Source organism: Zoogloea sp. GW822-FHT05C07 (assembly GCF_058800215.1).
This window is the reverse complement of record NZ_CM179510.1, coordinates 2,607,803-2,626,195: the sequence shown is the minus strand read 5'-3', so window position 1 is coordinate 2,626,195 and position 18,393 is coordinate 2,607,803. Positions and strand designations below refer to the sequence as shown.

13 protein-coding genes and 4 pseudogenes are annotated in these 18,393 nt (G+C 58.2%); 12 read left to right on the top strand and 5 right to left on the bottom strand.

All coding sequences use genetic code 11. From position 1 onward, the window contains the following. Nucleotide 1 precedes the first annotated feature (1 nt). The 5 genes and pseudogenes from AC3QL2_RS12345 to AC3QL2_RS12325 all read left to right on the top strand — a co-directional run bounded on the left by AC3QL2_RS12345 (nucleotide 2) and on the right by AC3QL2_RS12325 (nucleotide 3,759). The gene (locus tag AC3QL2_RS12345; RefSeq protein ID WP_493236409.1) at nucleotides 2-358 is read left to right on the top strand and encodes a hypothetical protein; all 357 of its coding nucleotides are present in this window, start codon (nucleotides 2-4) and stop codon (nucleotides 356-358) included. A 10-nt stretch (nucleotides 359-368) separates the two neighbouring features. Beyond that, nucleotides 369-722, top strand: coding sequence for a hypothetical protein (locus AC3QL2_RS12340; RefSeq protein ID WP_493236410.1), 354 nt, complete (start codon nucleotides 369-371; stop codon nucleotides 720-722). A gap of 10 nt (nucleotides 723-732) precedes the next feature. Continuing rightward, nucleotides 733-2,088 (top strand): RHS repeat domain-containing protein, encoded by a 1,356-nt coding sequence (locus AC3QL2_RS12335; protein WP_493240400.1) that lies wholly within the window; start codon nucleotides 733-735, stop codon nucleotides 2,086-2,088. 8 nt (nucleotides 2,089-2,096) lie between these two features. Beyond that, nucleotides 2,097-2,531, top strand: coding sequence for a hypothetical protein (locus tag AC3QL2_RS12330; RefSeq protein WP_493236378.1), 435 nt, complete (start codon nucleotides 2,097-2,099; stop codon nucleotides 2,529-2,531). Between the two features lie 75 nt (nucleotides 2,532-2,606). Then, nucleotides 2,607-3,759 (top strand): annotated as a pseudogene (locus tag AC3QL2_RS12325) (IS3 family transposase). A 350-nt stretch (nucleotides 3,760-4,109) separates the two neighbouring features. Here the strand turns inward: AC3QL2_RS12325 and AC3QL2_RS12320 are convergent. The 3 genes and pseudogenes from AC3QL2_RS12320 to AC3QL2_RS12310 form a co-directional block, all read right to left on the bottom strand. Next, nucleotides 4,110-4,964, bottom strand: a complete 855-nt coding sequence (locus AC3QL2_RS12320; protein ID WP_493236380.1) for a hypothetical protein — start codon at nucleotides 4,962-4,964, stop codon at nucleotides 4,110-4,112. A 19-nt stretch (nucleotides 4,965-4,983) separates the two neighbouring features. Continuing rightward, a complete protein-coding gene (locus AC3QL2_RS12315) occupies nucleotides 4,984-5,769 on the bottom strand; it encodes a hypothetical protein (protein ID WP_493236382.1) in 786 nt (261 codons plus the stop codon). A gap of 141 nt (nucleotides 5,770-5,910) precedes the next feature. Next, nucleotides 5,911-6,845, bottom strand: a pseudogene (locus AC3QL2_RS12310) (IS5 family transposase). 175 nt (nucleotides 6,846-7,020) lie between these two features. Here AC3QL2_RS12310 and AC3QL2_RS12305 point away from each other — a divergent pair. From AC3QL2_RS12305 to AC3QL2_RS12290, 4 genes are all read left to right on the top strand, one after another. Continuing rightward, a complete protein-coding gene (locus AC3QL2_RS12305) occupies nucleotides 7,021-8,721 on the top strand; it encodes a hypothetical protein (protein WP_493236384.1) in 1,701 nt (566 codons plus the stop codon). Between the two features lie 3 nt (nucleotides 8,722-8,724). Next, the gene (locus AC3QL2_RS12300) at nucleotides 8,725-9,195 is read left to right on the top strand and encodes a hypothetical protein (protein WP_493236386.1); all 471 of its coding nucleotides are present in this window, start codon (nucleotides 8,725-8,727) and stop codon (nucleotides 9,193-9,195) included. Between the two features lie 903 nt (nucleotides 9,196-10,098). After that, complete coding sequence (locus tag AC3QL2_RS12295) at nucleotides 10,099-10,614, top strand: hypothetical protein (protein ID WP_493236388.1); 516 nt, start codon at nucleotides 10,099-10,101, stop codon at nucleotides 10,612-10,614. Between the two features lie 264 nt (nucleotides 10,615-10,878). After that, nucleotides 10,879-11,699 (top strand): IS5 family transposase gene (locus AC3QL2_RS12290; RefSeq protein ID WP_493240398.1). Its coding sequence is split into 2 segments (ribosomal slippage): nucleotides 10,879-11,227 and nucleotides 11,227-11,699, totalling 822 coding nucleotides; the frame shifts between segments, so codons are not numbered across the junction. A gap of 170 nt (nucleotides 11,700-11,869) precedes the next feature. Here AC3QL2_RS12290 and AC3QL2_RS12285 read toward each other — a convergent pair. Then, nucleotides 11,870-12,148 (bottom strand): annotated as a pseudogene (locus AC3QL2_RS12285) (IS701 family transposase); the annotation flags it as partial. Nucleotides 12,149-12,751: 603 nt separating this feature from the next. Here AC3QL2_RS12285 and AC3QL2_RS12280 point away from each other — a divergent pair. Further along, the gene (locus AC3QL2_RS12280; RefSeq protein ID WP_493240397.1) at nucleotides 12,752-14,002 is read left to right on the top strand and encodes a hypothetical protein; all 1,251 of its coding nucleotides are present in this window, start codon (nucleotides 12,752-12,754) and stop codon (nucleotides 14,000-14,002) included. On the opposite strand, the gene AC3QL2_RS12275 is transcribed toward AC3QL2_RS12280, so the two are convergent. Beyond that, on the bottom strand, nucleotides 13,980-15,167 hold the full coding sequence (locus AC3QL2_RS12275) for an IS256 family transposase (protein WP_493240413.1): 1,188 nt from the start codon (nucleotides 15,165-15,167) through the stop codon (nucleotides 13,980-13,982). The two genes, AC3QL2_RS12280 and AC3QL2_RS12275, sit on opposite strands and share 23 nt — an antisense overlap. Between AC3QL2_RS12275 and AC3QL2_RS12270 the strand changes: the two genes are divergently transcribed. Next, nucleotides 15,069-16,481 (top strand): hypothetical protein, encoded by a 1,413-nt coding sequence (locus AC3QL2_RS12270; protein ID WP_493240424.1) that lies wholly within the window; start codon nucleotides 15,069-15,071, stop codon nucleotides 16,479-16,481. The two genes, AC3QL2_RS12275 and AC3QL2_RS12270, sit on opposite strands and share 99 nt — an antisense overlap. A 126-nt stretch (nucleotides 16,482-16,607) precedes the next feature. Next, a pseudogene (locus tag AC3QL2_RS12265) lies at nucleotides 16,608-16,769 on the top strand (patatin-like phospholipase family protein); the annotation flags it as partial. Nucleotides 16,770-18,393 lie beyond the last annotated feature (1,624 nt).

Genomic DNA, 18,393 nt, shown 5'->3' with positions numbered 1-18,393 from the left:
CATGACACTGCGACTCCCCGCCCTCACCCTGGGCCTCGTTCTCTCGACCGCCGCGCTGCAGGCTCACGCCGTGGCCCTCTCGTGCACGGGCGGTATCTCCCAGATCCAGACCTCGGCGTCCGGCGAGTTGCGCATCCTGCCGGCCTGGCGCGGCGACTGGGTCACCCTGTGCAATGTGAGCACCGTCTGGAAGGGCATCCCGGTCGAGGTGTGCAAGCGCTGGCACGCCCATGTCCTCACCGCCCAGATCGCCCAGACCAGCAGCCGGGTCTATTACGCCACCACCACCGCGGCCACCTGCGGCGCCATGGGCAACTACACCAACGCCGACGCGCCCGAGTTCGTCGGCAACAACTGAGGGGACGGCCATGACGCTTCGTATCCGCCTCGCCCTCGCCCTTCTCCTTGGCACCCTCGCACCGGCCACCTTCGCCGCCAGCCTCACCTGCAAGGGGACTGTGACCGATCTGGCCCACACCGCCACCGGGGAGCTACGCATCAAACCGGCCTGGCGCGGCGACTGGGTCACCCTGTGCAATACCTCGGTGGCGTGGAAGGGCATCCCCACCGAGGTCTGCAAGCTCTGGCAGGCCCAGGCCCTGGCCGCCCAGATCACCCAGGCCGGCACTACCGCCCAGTACGACAGCACAAGCGCCGCGGTGTGCTCGTCCATCGCCACCTATGGCAACGCCGATGCCGCCACCTTCTTCGCCAACTACTGAGACCCGGACCATGCCTGCTTCGCTCCTGCGCCTGATCCGGATCGGTTTGGCCGCGTTGCTCCTGGTCGGCGCGCCGGCCCGTGCCGACACCTACACCTACGATGTCCTGGGCAACCTCTCCACCCTCTCCAGCGACCGTGGCACCCGCAGCTTTACCTACGACGAGCTCAACCGCCTCAAGACCGAGGCGGGCTTTACTGGCACCCGCGCCCATGCCTACGATGCCAATACCAACCGCAGCACCAACGGCGCCGTGCCACCGACGCTCGTCACCTACACACCGGCCTCCGACCGCATCGCTACCCTGAACGGCATTGCCGTCACCTTCGATGCCGCCGGCAACCTCCTCGCCGACGATCTGTACACCTACACCTGGGACGAGGTCGGACGCCTCAAGACCGTCTCGAAGAGCGGCAGCCTCCTTGCCACCTACGCCTACGATCACCGCAACCGCCGCAGCCGCAAGACCACTACCGCCGCCGCGCCCCAGGGCGCCCAGACGATCCTCTACCACTACGACCAGGACGATCACCTCATCGCCGAGACTCGCAGCGACGGCACGCCGCTGCGCACCTACGCCTGGCTGGGCGAGTTACCCATCACCATCATCGAGCACGCTGCGCTCTCCACGCCGCCCCGCACCCTGCACCTGCAGCACGACCACCTGGGCACCCCGCGCCTGGCCAAGAACGATGCCGGAATCATCCAGTGGCGCTGGGACAGCGATGGCTACGGCGCAAGCGCCCCCACTCAGGATCCGGACGGCGACGGCAAGTACACCAGCATCAACCTGAGGTTCCCGGGGCAGTACTACGATCTGGAGAGCGGGCTGCACTACAATTGGAATCGCTACTACTCGCCCAGGCTCGGGCGGTATATCTCACCCGATCCGATCGGGATCGAGGGCGGAAGTAATGCGTATGCTTATGTCAACGGCAACCCGATTTCCTTGACTGATCCGGAGGGGCTATTCGCAGGTGTAGGTAATCCGGTTGTTGGTGGTGGTGTGCTGATCATCGGCTGCGCCATGTCACCAGGATGCCGCCAAGGCTTGAGCAATGCAATATCCGGTATAGCTAATGCCGTGATATCGGCGGCCGGCAATGCGGTTGACAAGGTATGCAAGCCAGCAAAAGAAAATGCCGAACCTGGGGACCTGTGTGAGCAGCTAGCACTGGCTGAAGCGCAAGCAGGAGCCGGGGTTCCAATCATGGGGGCAATGGCGGATGAACCACGATTGATTGCCGTTTATGGGAAAGGCCCATGGATAAAGAAACAGCATACGCACATCTGCCCCAATGGACGTAAGCTTGTAATTCACTACTTTAGTAATGGCGTAAAAAACGTAGAGCTTAAGTTCAAATAGAGGAAAGCATGAAGAGACTTCGAATTTCGCTGCGGTTGGATGAGGGTGAAAGTGCTGAGCTAACAGCTATTTTAAGCTGCGACGGGTTTAAAGGAATGGGGCAATGCTATATAGATATCAGAGATTTCGAACGCAAAATTGAAGGGTTCTTAAGCTATCCATTATCAAAAGATGCGGCGCCTTGCATTGAAGGAGGCTACTTCAAGAAAGACATGAGCGGCCTTTCTCAAACCCATCTGAGGATTGCCGCCTTTCCAATAGGGAGCGTCGGAAAGGTCGCTCTAGAGGTTGAACTGAGTAGCCCCTTTGATGAGGACTTAAGTGAGTTTCGGGCACGACTCGTTGCATCCATTGCTTTGGAATATGAAGACTTGCGGAGACTGTATGAGGCGCTGAAGTCCAGCACCAGGGAGCCTGGCGTAGAGTTCATCGTTGATTTCTAGTCTTAGAAGCTCTGAATTGCCCCGGGTTTCCTAGACACCCTATACCCTCACAACTGAGGCAAATCGGAGGTGTTCATGGAAACGAAGAAGTCGCAGCAACGCTTCACTGAAGAATTCAAGACCGAGGCGGTCCGTCAGGTGACGGAACGGGGTCATCCGGTCGCTGAAGTGGCGGCCCGGCTTGGGGTCAGCAGCCACAGCCTGTACGCCTGGATCAAACGCTACGGGGTTCCGCCGGCGCAGCGCACTCAGCAGGACAGCCAGTCCGATGAGATCAAACGCCTCAAGGCGGAGCTACGCCGGGTGACCGAGGAGCGCGACATCTTAAAAAAGGCCGCCGCGTACTTTGCCAGGCAGTCCGGGTGAAGTACGCGTTCATTCAAGCCAATGAGGCTCTTCACCCGGTGCGGCGCCTGTGTGCGGTGCTGGCGGTTCATCACAGCGGTTACTACGCATGGCGCCGGCAGCCCCATTCCCCGCGCTGCCAGGACGACCGGCGGGTGAGTACCCTGGTGCATCAATCCTGGATTGAGAGCGGGCGGGTGTATGGCTATCGCAAGGTCTGCACCGATCTGCGCGACCTGGGCGAGCGCTGCGGCAAGCACCGGGTGGCCCGGCTGATGCGCCAGGCCGGCTGGAAGTCCCAGACGGGCTACACGCGTCGGCCCGGGTTTCGCAGCGGGAAGCCAGCGGTGGTGGCACCCAACCACCTGAAGCGCGCGTTCGACGTCGCCGAACCCAACACGGCGTGGGTGACCGACATCACCTACATCCGCACGCACGAGGGCTGGCTGTATCTGTCGGTGGTGCTGGACCTGTTCTCACGCCAGATCGTCGGCTGGTCGATGGGCGAGCGGATGACTCGCGATCTGGCGATCGGCGCCTTGCTGATGGCCGTCTGGCGAAGAAAGCCGGTGCTAGTGCATTCCGACCAAGACAGCCAGTTCAGCAGCCACGACTGGCAGGACTTCCTGAAGGCTCATCGACTCAAACCCAGTATGAGCCGACGCGGGAACTGCCACGACAACGCTGTGGTGGAAAGCTTCTTCCAGTTGCTCAAGCGCAAACGGATCAAGCGCCAGATCTACCTGACCCGGGAAGACGCACGGGCCGACGTGTTCGATACATCGAGCTGTTCTACAACCCGAAACGCAGGCACAGTCACAACGACCAGCTCTCGCCGGTCGAGTTTGAACAGCGGTATCTTTTGAGGAACGGGAACGTCTAGGAAACCCGGGGCAATTCAGCATGACAAATGAGTATCATTGCAAAGTCGCTCATTTTCATGTCATGCGAGGTTTGAAGGTAGCACAAGAAGTACCGCCTCAATGACTGACTGCTTCCTGAATCCATGCCTGACTCACACTTCCGGCCAATAGCTGCCGGTCGATGTCACCATTCAATTTAAATAGCTTGGATCACGTCAGCCTCCGCTGAATGGCCGGTTTGCGCTGAGCAAATTACCGGTGGCACTGTCTCAACCCGGCCAGTAACGGCCTCTTCGGTCAACTCGCAGAGCAACCGCTTCAGGCTGATCGCAGACCTTTGCTAGTTTGAGGCACCGGTCGTGCCAGCCAATTAAGGGCGAATTTTGACCGGTGCATTGACACTCGGAGGTAGTGCCATCATCACATGCAAGTCCTCGCTAGCGTGCTGAACGTCAGTTTCTAGGCTAAGTACCCCGTCGAAGAACGACCCGAGGAGCACATAATCCTGGTCGAGAATATCGTTCAATACGACCTTGTCCGTTGCTGTATCCAGGCCACCATCTCCCAACCATTGAAGCGCATGGTGAATCAGTAGATAGCACCAGCGCCTTGTCATGCTCTTGGTCTTCCAGAGCCTGCGCGAAACTGACGCTGGCGCACCGATGTTTTCCATGTGCGCCACGTAGAGTGCATCTCCGACACTACGGGCGATACCAATACGTGCCAGGCGTCCCGACATCCCCTCCTGTCGGCACGCCTTGATTTCGTCGTTAGTGAGATTGGAGCGCAACTTGCCCACCACACTCAGGAGTTCCTCCCGGTTAGCCTGGGCGTTCAACTCGTGCTTTTGGAGGTCTTGTCGGATCTCGTCCATCCGTCCTCGTAGTCGAGACATGGTTTGTCCGTTACCCGAGCGGCTTTCCACAATGGCACCGCGGAGTAACTGAGTAAAATCGTCGGGCAGCAGTTGCCCTTCCGCCGACACTCGCCGTTTTAACTCCAACCTGCGGGCCTCCTGTACAGACATCGACATAAAGCAGCGTTTCACGACAGGAATGAATGCCTCAAAGCTAAGGCGGAACGTTTTCTCCCACCTTTCGCTCTTGACCATCTCTAGAAGCCCAGTATCTGGGATGACGAACTTTGTATCCGACTGCGCTGCCATTAATTTGACAAGCTCAACCCTGCGCATGACGTTCTGGTCAACAACGTAGATTTTTGCCATGGTCTCCAAGCGCAGGCAGTTAAAAGAGGAGTTGGTCGCCTAACGCCTCTATAGGTGTCGCATAGAGCTGACCTGCTTTGGCGGAGTGCCCCCAAATCATTCCGGTGATGCGTGCATCGGTTGGACTCCACGTTTTGCCTTGCCGGGTAATCTCTTCGTAGCGGGTGTTCCACAATAACGATCCGCTCATCCCATCCGGCAAAGACAGCGAACCGCGGGTGCCAAGCATGGGCAACGCATGCTCAGGACTCCAAGCTAGGCAGACGTGGATTTCACGAACCGGGTGGGGTGGCTCCTCTTTGAAGACAGCCTCGTTCAGTTGGACCTCTCGGAGAAACACGGCGGTGCCTTGGACGATCTGAGTATCGAACATCTGCGTTGTGTCGGCCCCAGGAAATCCGTAGGTATAAAGTAGTTCGCCCTGAACCGGTTTGTGTGCGGTTGCAAACAGCGATCTTGGCACGCATTGGCCTTTGTGTTTAAGCACCTTGAACGAATTCTTGATAGTCGCAATGGCGGCGTCGATCGGGTGCGGGACATCGATGAACTTACCTTCGATACTGATCCCGTTTTCGCAGCCAAAGCATGAGTAGCCAAGGCGGCCGCGCTTCTGCCAACGAGCTACGTGTTCACATGTGACGATGCATGGCGATCCTTCGTACTCAATGAGCCAACCGGTGCCAAGGTGGTCGCCCGGTGGTTCCCGTGTGTCGCCTTTCGGGATGAACTGGATTGCACAGACATATGGCTCAACGAAGCTCGTCAGTGCTTCGGCTTCGGCATCAGACAAAGGTGGCTGTGACATGGTCCTCCCTGTTTTATGCTTTTGGTTGCGTATTCTCTCATGCCTGCTGTCGCCCCTTTGATCACAACTAGCCGACTAGCCTCGCATGGCTTTGTTGCACAACTCCCCGTTGAGGGGAACCTCCCCTTTCCCCGGACGGATTTATGCCACGCGCACCGTCTGCGGGGTGCCCAGGTGGGTGAAGCGATTCAGGATCGCCGCACGAATCTGCAACTCGGCGACCTGCCGGTCGGAGTCCCGCGCCACGACCCGTTCGCCCAGCAGCTTGAAGCACCTCATTTTCCCCTCCACCAGGCTGCGCAGGTGGTCCCCGCTCCATTTCTTCCAGATTGCCTGCCCGACCTGCCCGGTGGTGCGCAGGATTTCGTTGCGGACCTTCGCGCCGGGCCGATCCTCCTTCCACGGCCGGGCATTGCGTCGCACGGGGATGACTGCAGTCGCCCCACGAAAGGCAATGGCCTCATGGCAGGCCTTGGTGTCGTAGGCGCCGTCGCCACTGACCGACAGCACGGTCTCCGTCGGCGGAACCTGCCCGAGCAGATCCGGCAGCATCGGGGCATCGCCTACGCCGTTGCCCGTGACCTCGATCGCCCGGATCTCCAGCGTCTCGGCGTCGATCCCTAGATGAACCTTGCGCCATTGCTGGCGGCGGTCCGCCCCGTGCTTCTTCGTCTTCCACTCGCCTTCGCCGAGCATCTTGATGCCGGTGCTGTCGATCAGCAGATGCAAGCCCGTGTGCTTCACACTCACCCGAATCATCACCCGAAGCGTCTTCTGGCGACGGCACAGCGTGCTGTAATCGGGCACGCACCAGTCGAGCCCGGCCAGCTTCAGCAGGCTCTCTACGAACCCGGCGGCTTGGCGCAGCGCCAGACCGAACAGCCCCTTCACCGTCAGACAGAACTGGATCGCCTCGTCACTGAACGTCAGCGAGCGGCCCCGCTTGCCGGTCGCTGCGGCCTGCCAGCACAGCTTCGGATCCAGCCACAGATCATCAGCGAGCCGCGCCTCCTGAGGGCTGCGTTGTAGCTCTTCCAGTTCGTCGTGCGGTACTTCGCGGCAGGCGGCTTGGTCATGCCGGAAGCTTGCCCGGCAATGCGAAGCGCGACCTTTGTCACGCATATCGCATTTTTGTTACTATGGCTTCCATCGAGAGCAAGACGCCAGGGAGGCCGTATGGCGACAATTGGTTTTCGCACTTGCCTTCGTCGAAGCAGTGCCGTGCTGCCACTCTTCTGTGCTGCGACAGGGATGACCTCGATCAGCTGCACGGCTGCGGACGCCGACGTAAATACACAGAACGTTAGATCGGCCATCGTGCGAAAGGTGATTGCGTCATTCAAGCATCAAGCTCAGCCCAGCAACATGGTCGGAGGCTATGACGATCAAATTCAACATAAGGCGGCCGCTGCATGCATTGTCTGGGATACCAAATGGTGGCATCCGGCCCAATTTGCGTATTGGGGTGTGAGTTGGGGATACGACTCCGCGAGTGAAGCAAGCGCACAAGCGCTGAAAACATGTGAAACACAGGCAAGAAACGACGCCTTCGGGACTCGTTCTCGCGGCCAACTGAACTGCTCATGCGAGGTAATTCTTCAAGGCTCGGAAGCTTCACTGACTATCCCTCCAGAGACGGTTGCCGGTGTATCCGAGAGACTGAGTCCAGACACAATCCCGACGCTAGGCGCCGCCTGGTTGAAAGGCGGACAAATTTCCACGCCTCAGTACGACGACGATAAGGATACCTGCGCTGCATACACGTTCGATATGGCACAACGCTATAATTTCCCGATCGAGCGACTCCCAGATTCTCGTGAGAGCAAGGCGCCGGAAATTTTCCCTGGAGCCCCCCTCATTGAAGAACAAATGCCTCAGCGATCTGCTTGGGCGCGCACATCCTCTTTAAGGGACAACGACGACCTGCGCTTTTCGCCCCCAACAGGTTCCAGAGGCTATCGAACAGTATTTACGCTTCCTAATGGCTGGTGGTATCACTACCGGCTGCATCGATTACCAGCCGAATCAACTCCAATATTTCTCAAGCGCCTGGCTTCCTATGACAATAGCAGGCTGTTCGGGCGATTTACTGCCGTTGGCGAGACCGACCGTTCCGAGGCGCCATTGCCGAACGTGCAGTTCGCTCAATACGTTCGTTTTTACGATATAGAGAAGTTTCCCGAAGCAATCGACAGCTTTGGGTATGAAGTCTTTCCGGACAAAACGATTGCGCTAAAGAGCGGTGAGCATTCGTTGAAGCTTTGGGTGATTGCGACCGTCCCCGTAGATTCGGAATGGATTCCATTGGGAGCACCGCTCAGGACGGTGGTTCCTCTGGCTTTGGAAACGACAAAAAGCCTGTATGTCTATAGTGAGCAGGTCGATTCATTGTTCGCATACCGCAACAGTATGGGCGGCAACATTCTTGTTGAGCATCAAGCGGCCATTGATTTTAGTAGCTGTCCTAACCTAACGGACTGCGCTACTCAGATAAAGAAAGCATTCAAAACCGCAGTTGCAACAGAATTTTCGGCACCACCTCTGTCTGCCGTTTCCGTGAAAACCCCACTTGCTCCTGATCAGGTTCGACTCCAACGGTTGTACGAGGAAAGCAATGTACTTCGCGGTTTCGCTGGGCCGTGGTATGAGATCGCAACGTACACAATTTCAGTCTGGGCCAGCGACAAATATGGCATTGGGTCAGATGACAACGACCCCGCCACTCTAAAGTCGACTTTTGTCGCCAACAGATTATTCATAAATGTTGATTTGGGACTTCAGATTGGAGTCGGCAAGAAGGGCGGATATCCAGAGCCTGAGCCGGCCCAATACGTCGCGTACCGAAGGGCAATCGAAGCAGCAATCCAGCGAGCAATCAATTCTACAACGCAGCAATTCGGTGGTCGCGTTGAGAACGGAGTCGGTTACATAAGCGCAACCATCAGGAGATGACCAATGAATATCGAGCAGGTTCGAAACTGGCTAGGCATCTACTTTCTAGGCACGACAGCAGTTATCGGTGCGTACATTCTCATGTTTCAGCAGACTCGGCTGTTACCGATCAGTGCGAGTGACGCGGAGAGTGCTTTCAAAATAATCATTCCGACATTTGTGGCTCAGTTAACGGTCGTGTTTAAGTGGGTCGCCAATCCGCCGTCCTCTAGTGAAACTCTCTTGCGCTTACCGGCGTGGGCGGTTAAGGGGCCGCCTCTTATAGTGGATTTCATCCTTCTTGCCACGATTATTTATCTGATTATCGACGGTGGTCAGTCCGCAAGCGGTAATCTCTTCAAGAATATGGTTACTTTTTGCGTTAGCCTTCTCTCTGCAAGTACAGTCTTCATCGTTTCGTCGGTATTTGGCGGGACAACGCCTACTGCGCAGCCGCAGTCCGGTCAGCAGCAGCCGGGAACGACGACAAGTTGAGTCGAAGTTCTTCTTTAACGTGCGATGCATCTGAAGGGGGCCACTTGGATCGGGCGGATGGCATTGTCGTACTGCTCATCCCCGAGTGACCACGTTCTCGCATCTCGATAGGCTGCGATGGGTCGGAAAGACTCATTGGCAGATCTGAACTATTGGTATTCCAACGGCTACAGCGATTGAACCTGCCAAGCGTAATCCGGAAGGCGGCTTTCTGAGCATAAGGTACATTCGCGAACGGCGGCTAACTGGAAGCTAGATTGGGATGCTGACTGGCTGAAATTGGCCGGTTGGGTGAGGTCCCCAACGGCAGCTTCGGAGCATTCCGGTTCGCAGAATTTGGGTTCGGCTGACTAGCCGCTTTCGGGAGATCGCTTTGGCCGTTTTGGGTCGGGAGGGTGAATTCGCCGACGGTGGAAGCGGTCAGCCGGCATAGCTTGCTCCCTGAAGGGCAGCTTACCGAAGTATTGCCGACCGAGTTGGCAGGTCCATCGAATGGCCGCTCTGGCCTGAGCGGCCGGACAAGCTGGCGTCTGTCAAAGGCAGTTCCTAGCCAAGAGCCACCGGTGACAGTTATATGGCACTTGTAAGCAGCCCACATTTGCCTATGTTAAATATACGAAACGACTAAATACTCGTTTCGGCCAGGAACGGCCGGTCGTCATCCGATCCAGATAGTAGCTATTCGGGCGCGGCGGTGCGCTTTCGGCCTAAGCACTACATGGACCGAATCGACCTACTATGCTGTCGGCTGCTGCTTTCCCTGTCATGTTATTTTGCATTGTGCGTCGTTTGCATTTTTGAAAAATGACTTTCTGGCCGTGTTAGCCGGCATTCCGATGTTATGCGGCAGAACTGTCCCCAGAAAACAAAGTTAGACCTCTACCGACCCTCACGAGGTACCTCATGAGCACATCAGAGATCGGAACTGTCCTTGGCGTTCTAGGTTTTGGGTTGTCCTGCGTCAATCTGTGGCGTTCAATACAGACAACGAGAGAGACACGTAGTCTTGCATTCGCTCAAAAGAAACAAGAGGCCCTCGCTCTCGTCATAGAAGGCGAAGTTGGCAATATGGCCGCGCGCCGTCAACTTTGGGATGTTCGAGATGAAGCATATGAGATCGGCGCAAATGAAATCGTTGAGAATGCAGACGAATTTATCAAGAACTATGACTCTTCAATTGCTAGCCTCGGTGATGTGCGTCGAGAGCTTGAAGCTCAAATTGCCGGAAAAATGGGACATAAGGACCATCTAAAGCTGATTGAGACAACGATTGCGAAGATCAAGCAGATATCCGATCCGAAGAAAATCTCCGAAGAAGTCGCCGTCTTTGTCGATCCAGCAAGGCGGAATATCTTTCTGCGAAAGAAGATCAAAGCAAATGAGGAGATTCCCACCAAACAAAAGCCGACCGAAGACTAACCTCTCCATCAAGCGGACCGTCAAAAAGCTGCGCTTTTTGCCGCCCGCTTATGTTAGAGGTTAGGCGTCGAAGCCATCATCGCGCACGCACGAATGATGTAAAAGTCTACCTGGGAGGAATGCCACCGTGGACCGCACAAAGTTCCAAGAATATATTCGAAAGATTGCGAAGCGCTTTAGAATTCCTAACAAAAAGACCCATTTCCCCCTGTTCACGATGGTCGAATTTCGTTAACCTCGGCCTTGTTTCTTTGAATAGAGGACATGGCCAAAGCACTTCTCGACGACGATCTGTGGGCCTTGATCGAACCGTTGCTACCTCCCGCCAAGCCCCGTCGGAACAAGTATCCGGGGCGCAAGCCGCTCGATGATCGAGCGGTTCTGACCGGCATCCTGTTCGTCCTGCAAAGCGGCATCCCTTGGGAGATCCTGTCCCAGGAAATGGGCTGCGGCTCGGGCATGAGTTGCTGGCGGCGCCTGCGGGCCTGGCAGGAAGCGGGTGTCTGGGACCGGCTGCATGAGGTGCTGTTGGCCCGCTTGCGCACGGCCGACAGGATCGATTGGTCCCGTTGCATCGTCGATTCTTCCTCCATTCGTGCTGTGGGTGCGGGTCAAAAACAGGACCCAATCCCACCGATCGCGCACGCCCCGGCTCCAAGCACCACCTGATCACCGAAGCGCAGGGCATTCCGTTGGCGGTCATCCTGACCGGCGCCAATCGCAACGACGTAACCCAACTTTTGCCCTTGGTCGAAGCCATTCCACCTATTCGTGGCAAGCGGGGGTGCCCACTCTCCAAGCCCCGCATCATCCAGGCCGACCGTGGCTACGATCACGACAAGTACCGCCGGCCCCTTCACGCTCAAGGCATCAAAACCGAGATCGCCCGGCGCAACACGCCGCACGGCAGCGGCTTGGGCAAAATCCGCTGGGTGGTCGAGCGAACCATCGGCTGGCTCCACAATTACCGACGCCTGCGGGTTCGATTCGAGCGATTGGCCGTCATTCACGAACCCTTTATCAAGATCGCCTGCAGCCTCATTTGCTGGCAAAAGCTGAAATGCGCGGAAAGCTCATTTTGTTAGAGCTTCTTATAGCGGAGGCACCGCACCGCGCGTGCGGTGATGGCAGCGCATGGCCCTCGCTTGGTGCTGGCGTCGCCAGCGGGACCAGGCGAGGATCCGGGCCGCATCGGGCCGTTTGGAGCAGATCAATTCGATCAGCAAGCGACGCACTTCCGGAACGGTGAGGGGGATCACGCGGGTGGCAGGCCCCCTTTTTTGCCTGCACCTGCAGGTGCCACCAGGAAGGCATGGGCGAGCAGCGACAGGGTGATGTGTCGATACTAGGCCAACCAGGTCCGCACTTCGTATTCATCCAGTCCTCACTCCTGCTTCGTCGCTTCAAACCCCGCCTCGATCGCCCAGCGTCGCCCGGCAACCTTCACCAGGGTTGACAGGCCCATCCCTTCGCGCGGGGCAAAGGCCACGTAGTAGGCCAACTCGTCCGGATTCTTGAGGCTGCGCCGCACCACCAGCCAATGCCCCCCAGGCCCGTTCGTCGACCGTCAGTTGGAGTCGCCACAAGGGCTGCCAGGCCCAAGCGTACCAACGCGGCCCTTTGCTGCCGGCCCCCGCCGACAGGCGTTGCCACGCGGTCTCCGGCAACTCGGCGACTAACTCCCGTGCTGACTGATAGCGTGGTCCGTCCCGCCACAGCGGTTCATTGCACGCCACGGCCAGCACGAACCCTGCGCTCGAAGACGTAGGCGTTGTCGCGGCTGTCGCGCGATGCCGGGTCAGGCGTGTGCAAGCCCAGCAGCGCGCACAGCTCGGTGAGGAAGAGCTGGTAATTGGCCCTCTCACTACCGCCGACCTTGCTCCAGCACTAGGGGAAACAACACCCTGCAGCGATGAAGCCGGCCCCCGAAACAGACACGAGTGGAGCCCGCAGGAAGATCGAATTCGATGATGAAATTATGAAAAGCCTTTCTATACTCGATAAACGCATAGCCCAATGAATTACTACAAATAATTAAAACGTCGAACCAACCGCGCGGGCAACTGCGTTTAGCCATGCATCGGGCACGGGACGCCTGAGCACCCTGCCAGCCAAGGTCTTAAACCGGGAGAGCGTCATGAGCATGCCAAAAGTGTCCACTTTATCTCTGGCGGTGATCGCTGCGGTCACCTGTGCAGGCTGTGCGTCCTATTCCAAGCTGGCCCCAGGGACGACGCTGGGAAAGATCGAGGTGTCAGGAGTGCGCGTCTCGTCCCGGGAGCGCATGGTCAATGAGCGCCTCAAGCGCCGGGAATTTCTCGAGAGCCAACTCACGGCGGCGCAAGCACTCCCTGAAACCGCGTTTACTGCAGATGGTGGATTTTCGATACGTAGCGTTTCCGGCGTCGGGGCGGGGCTCGGGCTGTCCCTCGACGCGGGCAGCGCCGGGTTGGCCAAGCTCGGCAAGGCGCGGGATGCCCAGCGCCTGCGCAACCAGCAGGAGATGGACGCTAAGGATCAGGAGCTTCTGCTGGCTATCCGAGAAAAGCTGCTGGCAGATGTGAAGGCCGGCAACACGACCCCCGAAAAGGCCAAGGACATCATGGCCGCACTAAAGCCGGTGGACACCGGCGCCACCGCCCCCAACAACACCACACCACCCGACCCGACCGAAGCCGCCAAATGGCGAGACGAAATCAGCAAACTGCTGAAGTCGGTGGCAGATCTGCCACCCGGCCTGCAGCCCACCGCGGGCAAAAATTCCCCGATCGACCTGTTCCGGGACAAGCTAGCCCTACTGGAGGAGATCCGCTCCGAAATGGCTGCCAACGAACTCGATGACCGCCACGACCTGTATGGCTCGACGCTGGTGCGGCTATCGGTGGACGCGACCTTGATTCCCGACGATGACACCAGCGCGTGGGGAGTCGTCGAGATGAGGGTCAAGCCGATTGTCAAGGAAGATATGTTCACGGAGGAGGGGTTCGTCAAGCGGCTCGACGAGTTGGCACGTGATAGGGAGCTCCGCGCGAAAAGGCAGTACGCACGAGCATGCTTCGGCAAACCATCGGTGCTTGACAAGGACAGAACAGCAATAAATCTGCTTAGCAGGTTCACCTTCGCAGATCGGAGAATAAATGAGGGTTCGAAGAAGCAGTCTCGGAATACCGATCCCTTGGGTAATAAGGTCTACACAACAAATGGCAACTTGAAGGAAGTCGAAAGTCTCCTTGGAAATGCACTTACATCCATGAGAGAGGGGAATAATTCAGACTTTTGTGCAATTTCCTGGGAGTGTCAGATATTTTGTGTTCAAGGCGGTTCGATTCTTCCTGCCCTGCCGCGGCAGGGCAGGAAGAATCGGCTCATCGTGTCATCGCCGGGATGAAACGATCGGTGTAGAGGATGGCAAACTGGTTCATCGCCTGCCTCCAGTACAGCATCGGCTTCTTCCACTCGGCCGTAATGTTGCGCAGCGCCAACCAGATCAACTTGGTCGCCGCCTCGTCCGTCGGGAAGTGGCCCCGCGTCTTGATGATCTTGCGTACCCGCGCATTAAGACTCTCGATAGCATTGGTCGTGTAGATGACCCGGCGCACCTCGGGTGGGAAGGCAAAGAACGGGATCACCTGCTCCCAGGCCCGTCGCCACGACAGCGTGATGGTCGGGAAGCGCTGCCCCCATTCCCCTTCTGCAAACGCCTCGAGCGCCGCCTCCGCCGCCTCGACGCTCACCGCCTGGTAGATCGGCTTCAAGGCATCGGCGAGCCCCTGACGGTCCTTATAGCCGGCGTAGCCCAGGCTGTTGCGCAGTAGATGCACGATGCAGGTCTGTAGCGTCGTGCGCGGATACACCGCTTCGAGCGCCTCGGCCATGCCTTTCAGACCGTCGGTGACGGCAATCAGGATGTCGTCGCAGCCGCGCAGCTTCAGGTCGTTGAAGACCTTCAGCCAGAACTTCGCTCCTTCGGTCTGCTCGATCCACAGGCCCAGGATGTCCCGGCTACCGTCCGAGCGCACGCCCAGCGCCAGGAATACCGCCTTGCTGCACACCACCGCATCCTCGCGGATCTTCACCCGCAAAGCATCGAAGAACACCACGGGGTACATCGCCTCGAGTGGCCGGCTCTGCCACTCCCGCACTTCTTCCATCACCGAGTCGGTGACCTGGCTGATGAAGTCCGGCGACACCTCTGTGTTGTACATCTGCATTAGAAATGCCTGGATCTCGCGCACGCTCATCCCGCGGGCGTACATCGCAATGATCTTGTCGTCGAAACCCGTAAAGCGCCGTTCGTGCTTGCCGATCAACTTCGGCTCGAACTGTCCGGCACGGTCCCGCGGCACGTCGATGCGCAGCGGCCCCTCGTCGGTGAGCACCGTCTTGCCGCTCGTGCCATTGCGCTGGTTGGCGCTCGATTCAGGCTTCTCCTCGCCCGCTGCGTAGCCAAGGTGATGGCTCATCTCGGCCTGCAGCGCCCGCTCGATCAGCGCCTTCTTGAAACCGCGCATCACGTCCTCGACCGCCTCTGCCGTCATCGGACCTGTCACCATCTGCTCCAGCCATCGCTTCGCCTCTTCCGGCAACTCCGCAACGGCGGGCAGGGGCTGTTTCTGTTTCTTCCTTGGCATAACCTTCCCTTTCAGGGCTTACGTTATGCCTCAAACACAAAAATTCTGACAGGCTCAATTTCCTTCGAAAATAACTTTCTGAAGCCTTTGGTCGAGCGGATTTTTTACGCAGAAGTTCTGATGACAAGTCTGTCTTTGCCCAAAACTTCTCTCTCGGAGAAGTCGAGCACTCTTGACCTCTACGATATTGTCGATTTGAAGCGGGACACCAAGAGCGACAATTACGGGTTAAAGAAGAAAGAGACAGTAATAACAGAGTTCAGCACTTGGCTTGCGGAATCGAAAAAAGCCCTAAAGTCCCTCCCCTATGCCTATGCAGTAACCCCGAAGGAGCAGGTGCAGCGCATTTCCCAGAGCGGCTCGCGACGCGATGCGATGGAGTTGATGCTGGCCCTGCAGGCGGTCAGCGGTGCGGGGAGCGCGTCCGGAGCGATCTCGATGATGCAGGCGAACGAGGTGATCTCCTCGGCACTGCACCGGCAGCCGCTGGTCGTGGGCTACGGCCGGACGCCCGTCGATGAAACAGACGAACACCGCCGCGTGGGCTGGGTGCTGGGGCCACGCTTCAAGGTGGAGCAGGACATGCGTGGGCGCCCGGAGTTCGGCTTCCGCCACCGGATCGTGCAGAACACCCTGAACGCAGAGATCGCCGTGCCGCTGCTCGCCTCCGGCCTGGATGTGGTGATGTGCGGCGGCTGGCGAAACGAGCGCGATGCCGCCACAACGGCGGGCGGTGACGACACATGCTCGGCCGGGATGAAGGTGATCGGGCGTGAGACGGTCTTCCTGCCGCAGAGCCCAGAGGCGCTGGCCGAGACCTTCGACCCAGACGCCCGGCGCCCCTACCCCGAACTCTATGCGCGCCGACTCATTCCGCAGGGCATCTCCGCCGATGTGCAAAAACCAGGCGCAGAAGCGGTAGGCCCCGCCAAACGGTCGGTCCTGATGCTTCAGGGCGTCAACCTATGGCGCAACCCGCAGGTCTTCGTCGGCAGCATCAAGGCCAGCGAGGTGCTGGTGCTGTCGGACATGCGGGGCATCCAGGCCACCTTCGATGTGCCGCCCGAGACCCTAGCCGATTGCAGGGCCGATCGCAGCGTTACGGTGGTGACCTCGACCGGCAGCGTCGACTTCGGCCCTGCTGGCGAGTGCACCAATGGTGACGCGAAGCCAACCACGCCGGACACGAAGAAGCCTGCAAAGGCAGCAAGTCCGAAGGCACAGGTCAAAAAGTGAGCAGGCGCACGCAAGCAGCGTGATCCCACGCTACTTGCGACAACCGGGCAGGCACTAATCCTGAAAGGGCTAGATACCATGTCAGAGCATGCCCCTCCCCCTCCGAGGGGAAATTCGAAAGAGCCTATGTCCTACAATTGCGACCTTGTCATGAAGGGCGGTGTCACTAGTGGAGTAGTTTACCCCAGGCTGATCGCTGAGTTGTCGACCCATTACCGCTTTTGTAACATCGGTGGCACCTCGGCCGGAGCGATAGCCGCGGCGGCCTGCGCCGCTGCCGAATATGGGCGAAACCACGGTAAGCCAGATGCATTTTCCGAGCTGGACGAGTTGCCGCAAACTCTCGGAGCAGACTCTAGGCTGAAGGGGCGTTCGAAACTGTTCTCACTGTTCCAGCCGGCCGATGCGGTTCGCGCCCAGTTTGCTGTACTCACGAAGGGGCTCAACGCTAGGCCCGTCGAGGCGGTATCTCGGATCATGGGTGGCATCCTGTGCCTGCACTGGGGCCTGGTGGCTGGCGGGCTTCTGGCCGGATGCCTATTGCTGTGGCCTTGCGTTGCCTGGTTGGCGCCGGGACTGGGCACTGCTGCCAGCATGGCGGTAGCCTTCGGGACGCAGCTGAGCATGATGCTGATTTTTGGGCTGAGTTTTCGCCGCGGAGCCTCCAGTGCGATGCGTACTGTCATCCTGGGATCTGCATCACTGATACTGCTGACCCTGGGGCTGCACTGGTTGTACACAGCCGACTGGAGTCTTGCGGCACTGGCTACAAGCGTTGCGCTCTGGGGACTCGCCCTGCTTGAATTGACAGCAATACTGATCGTCGTCGTCGTACGTTTCGCCAAGAGCTTGCTCGAGGGGATACATGGAAACGGCTACGGGCTTTGCAGTGGCAGCACTACCAACACCGACGGAGAGCCCGGATTGACCGAGTGGTTGAGCGGATACCTCAATCAGCTAGCTGGACTGCCCAAAGGGCATGCTCCGCTGAGCTTTGGCGATCTGTGGGGAACAACCGACCCGAAAGCTCCACGAAAAATCAATCTTGAAGTGATGACTTCAGCATTAAGCCAGCAAATGGTTTACGGCATTCCATTTCGAGACGATGCACCACGTTTTTTCTACGATCCAAATGAGTGGACGGCACTATTTCCGCCGGAAGTGATGGACAGCCTTGCAGTCGCGGCAAACTTAAAAAAAATGTCGGTTACCAACGCCGATGGCAAAGTGTTGCGCCCATTGCCACGCGGTAGCGCGTTACCGATAGTAGTTGCCGTCCGCATGAGTCTGAGCTTTCCGGTCCTGCTGTCAGCCGTGCCGCTGTACGCAATAGATTGGAGCCGCACGAAAAACCAGAAAAACCGTCGCACCCCGGTTGCTACGCGAATCTGGTTTTCGGATGGAGGCATCGGGAGCAACATGCCACTGCACATGTTCGACGCACCGCTACCCGCCCATCCAACCTTCGCCGTCAATTTGAAAGCGGAACACCCAGACCATAAGATCCAGGATCCGGAGTGTGCGGACAACAAAGGCGGCCGCGTGTATCTGGCAGACAGGGCCGAGAAAGGGCGGCAGCGCTACTGGCCCGACCCCGATGACAAAACTCCCCTAAGCGGCCTGGTAGGTTTTTTGCTCGGTATCGTCGGCACGATGCAGAACTGGCGCGACGAGATACTTTTCCCGTATCCGGGCTTTCGTGACCGTATCGTGCAGATCAGCCAGCGCTCTAGGGAGGGTGGCCTGAACCTGAACATGCCACCGGACCGAATCGAAGCTCTGAGCAATGCAGGAAAGATGGCGGCCGAGCGATTGAGGGATCGCTTTCACCCAACCGGGAGTGAAAACGGAGCGGGGTGGAGCAATCATCAGCGAATCAGGCTAGCAACCTTTTTGGGCACAATGCAGTCCC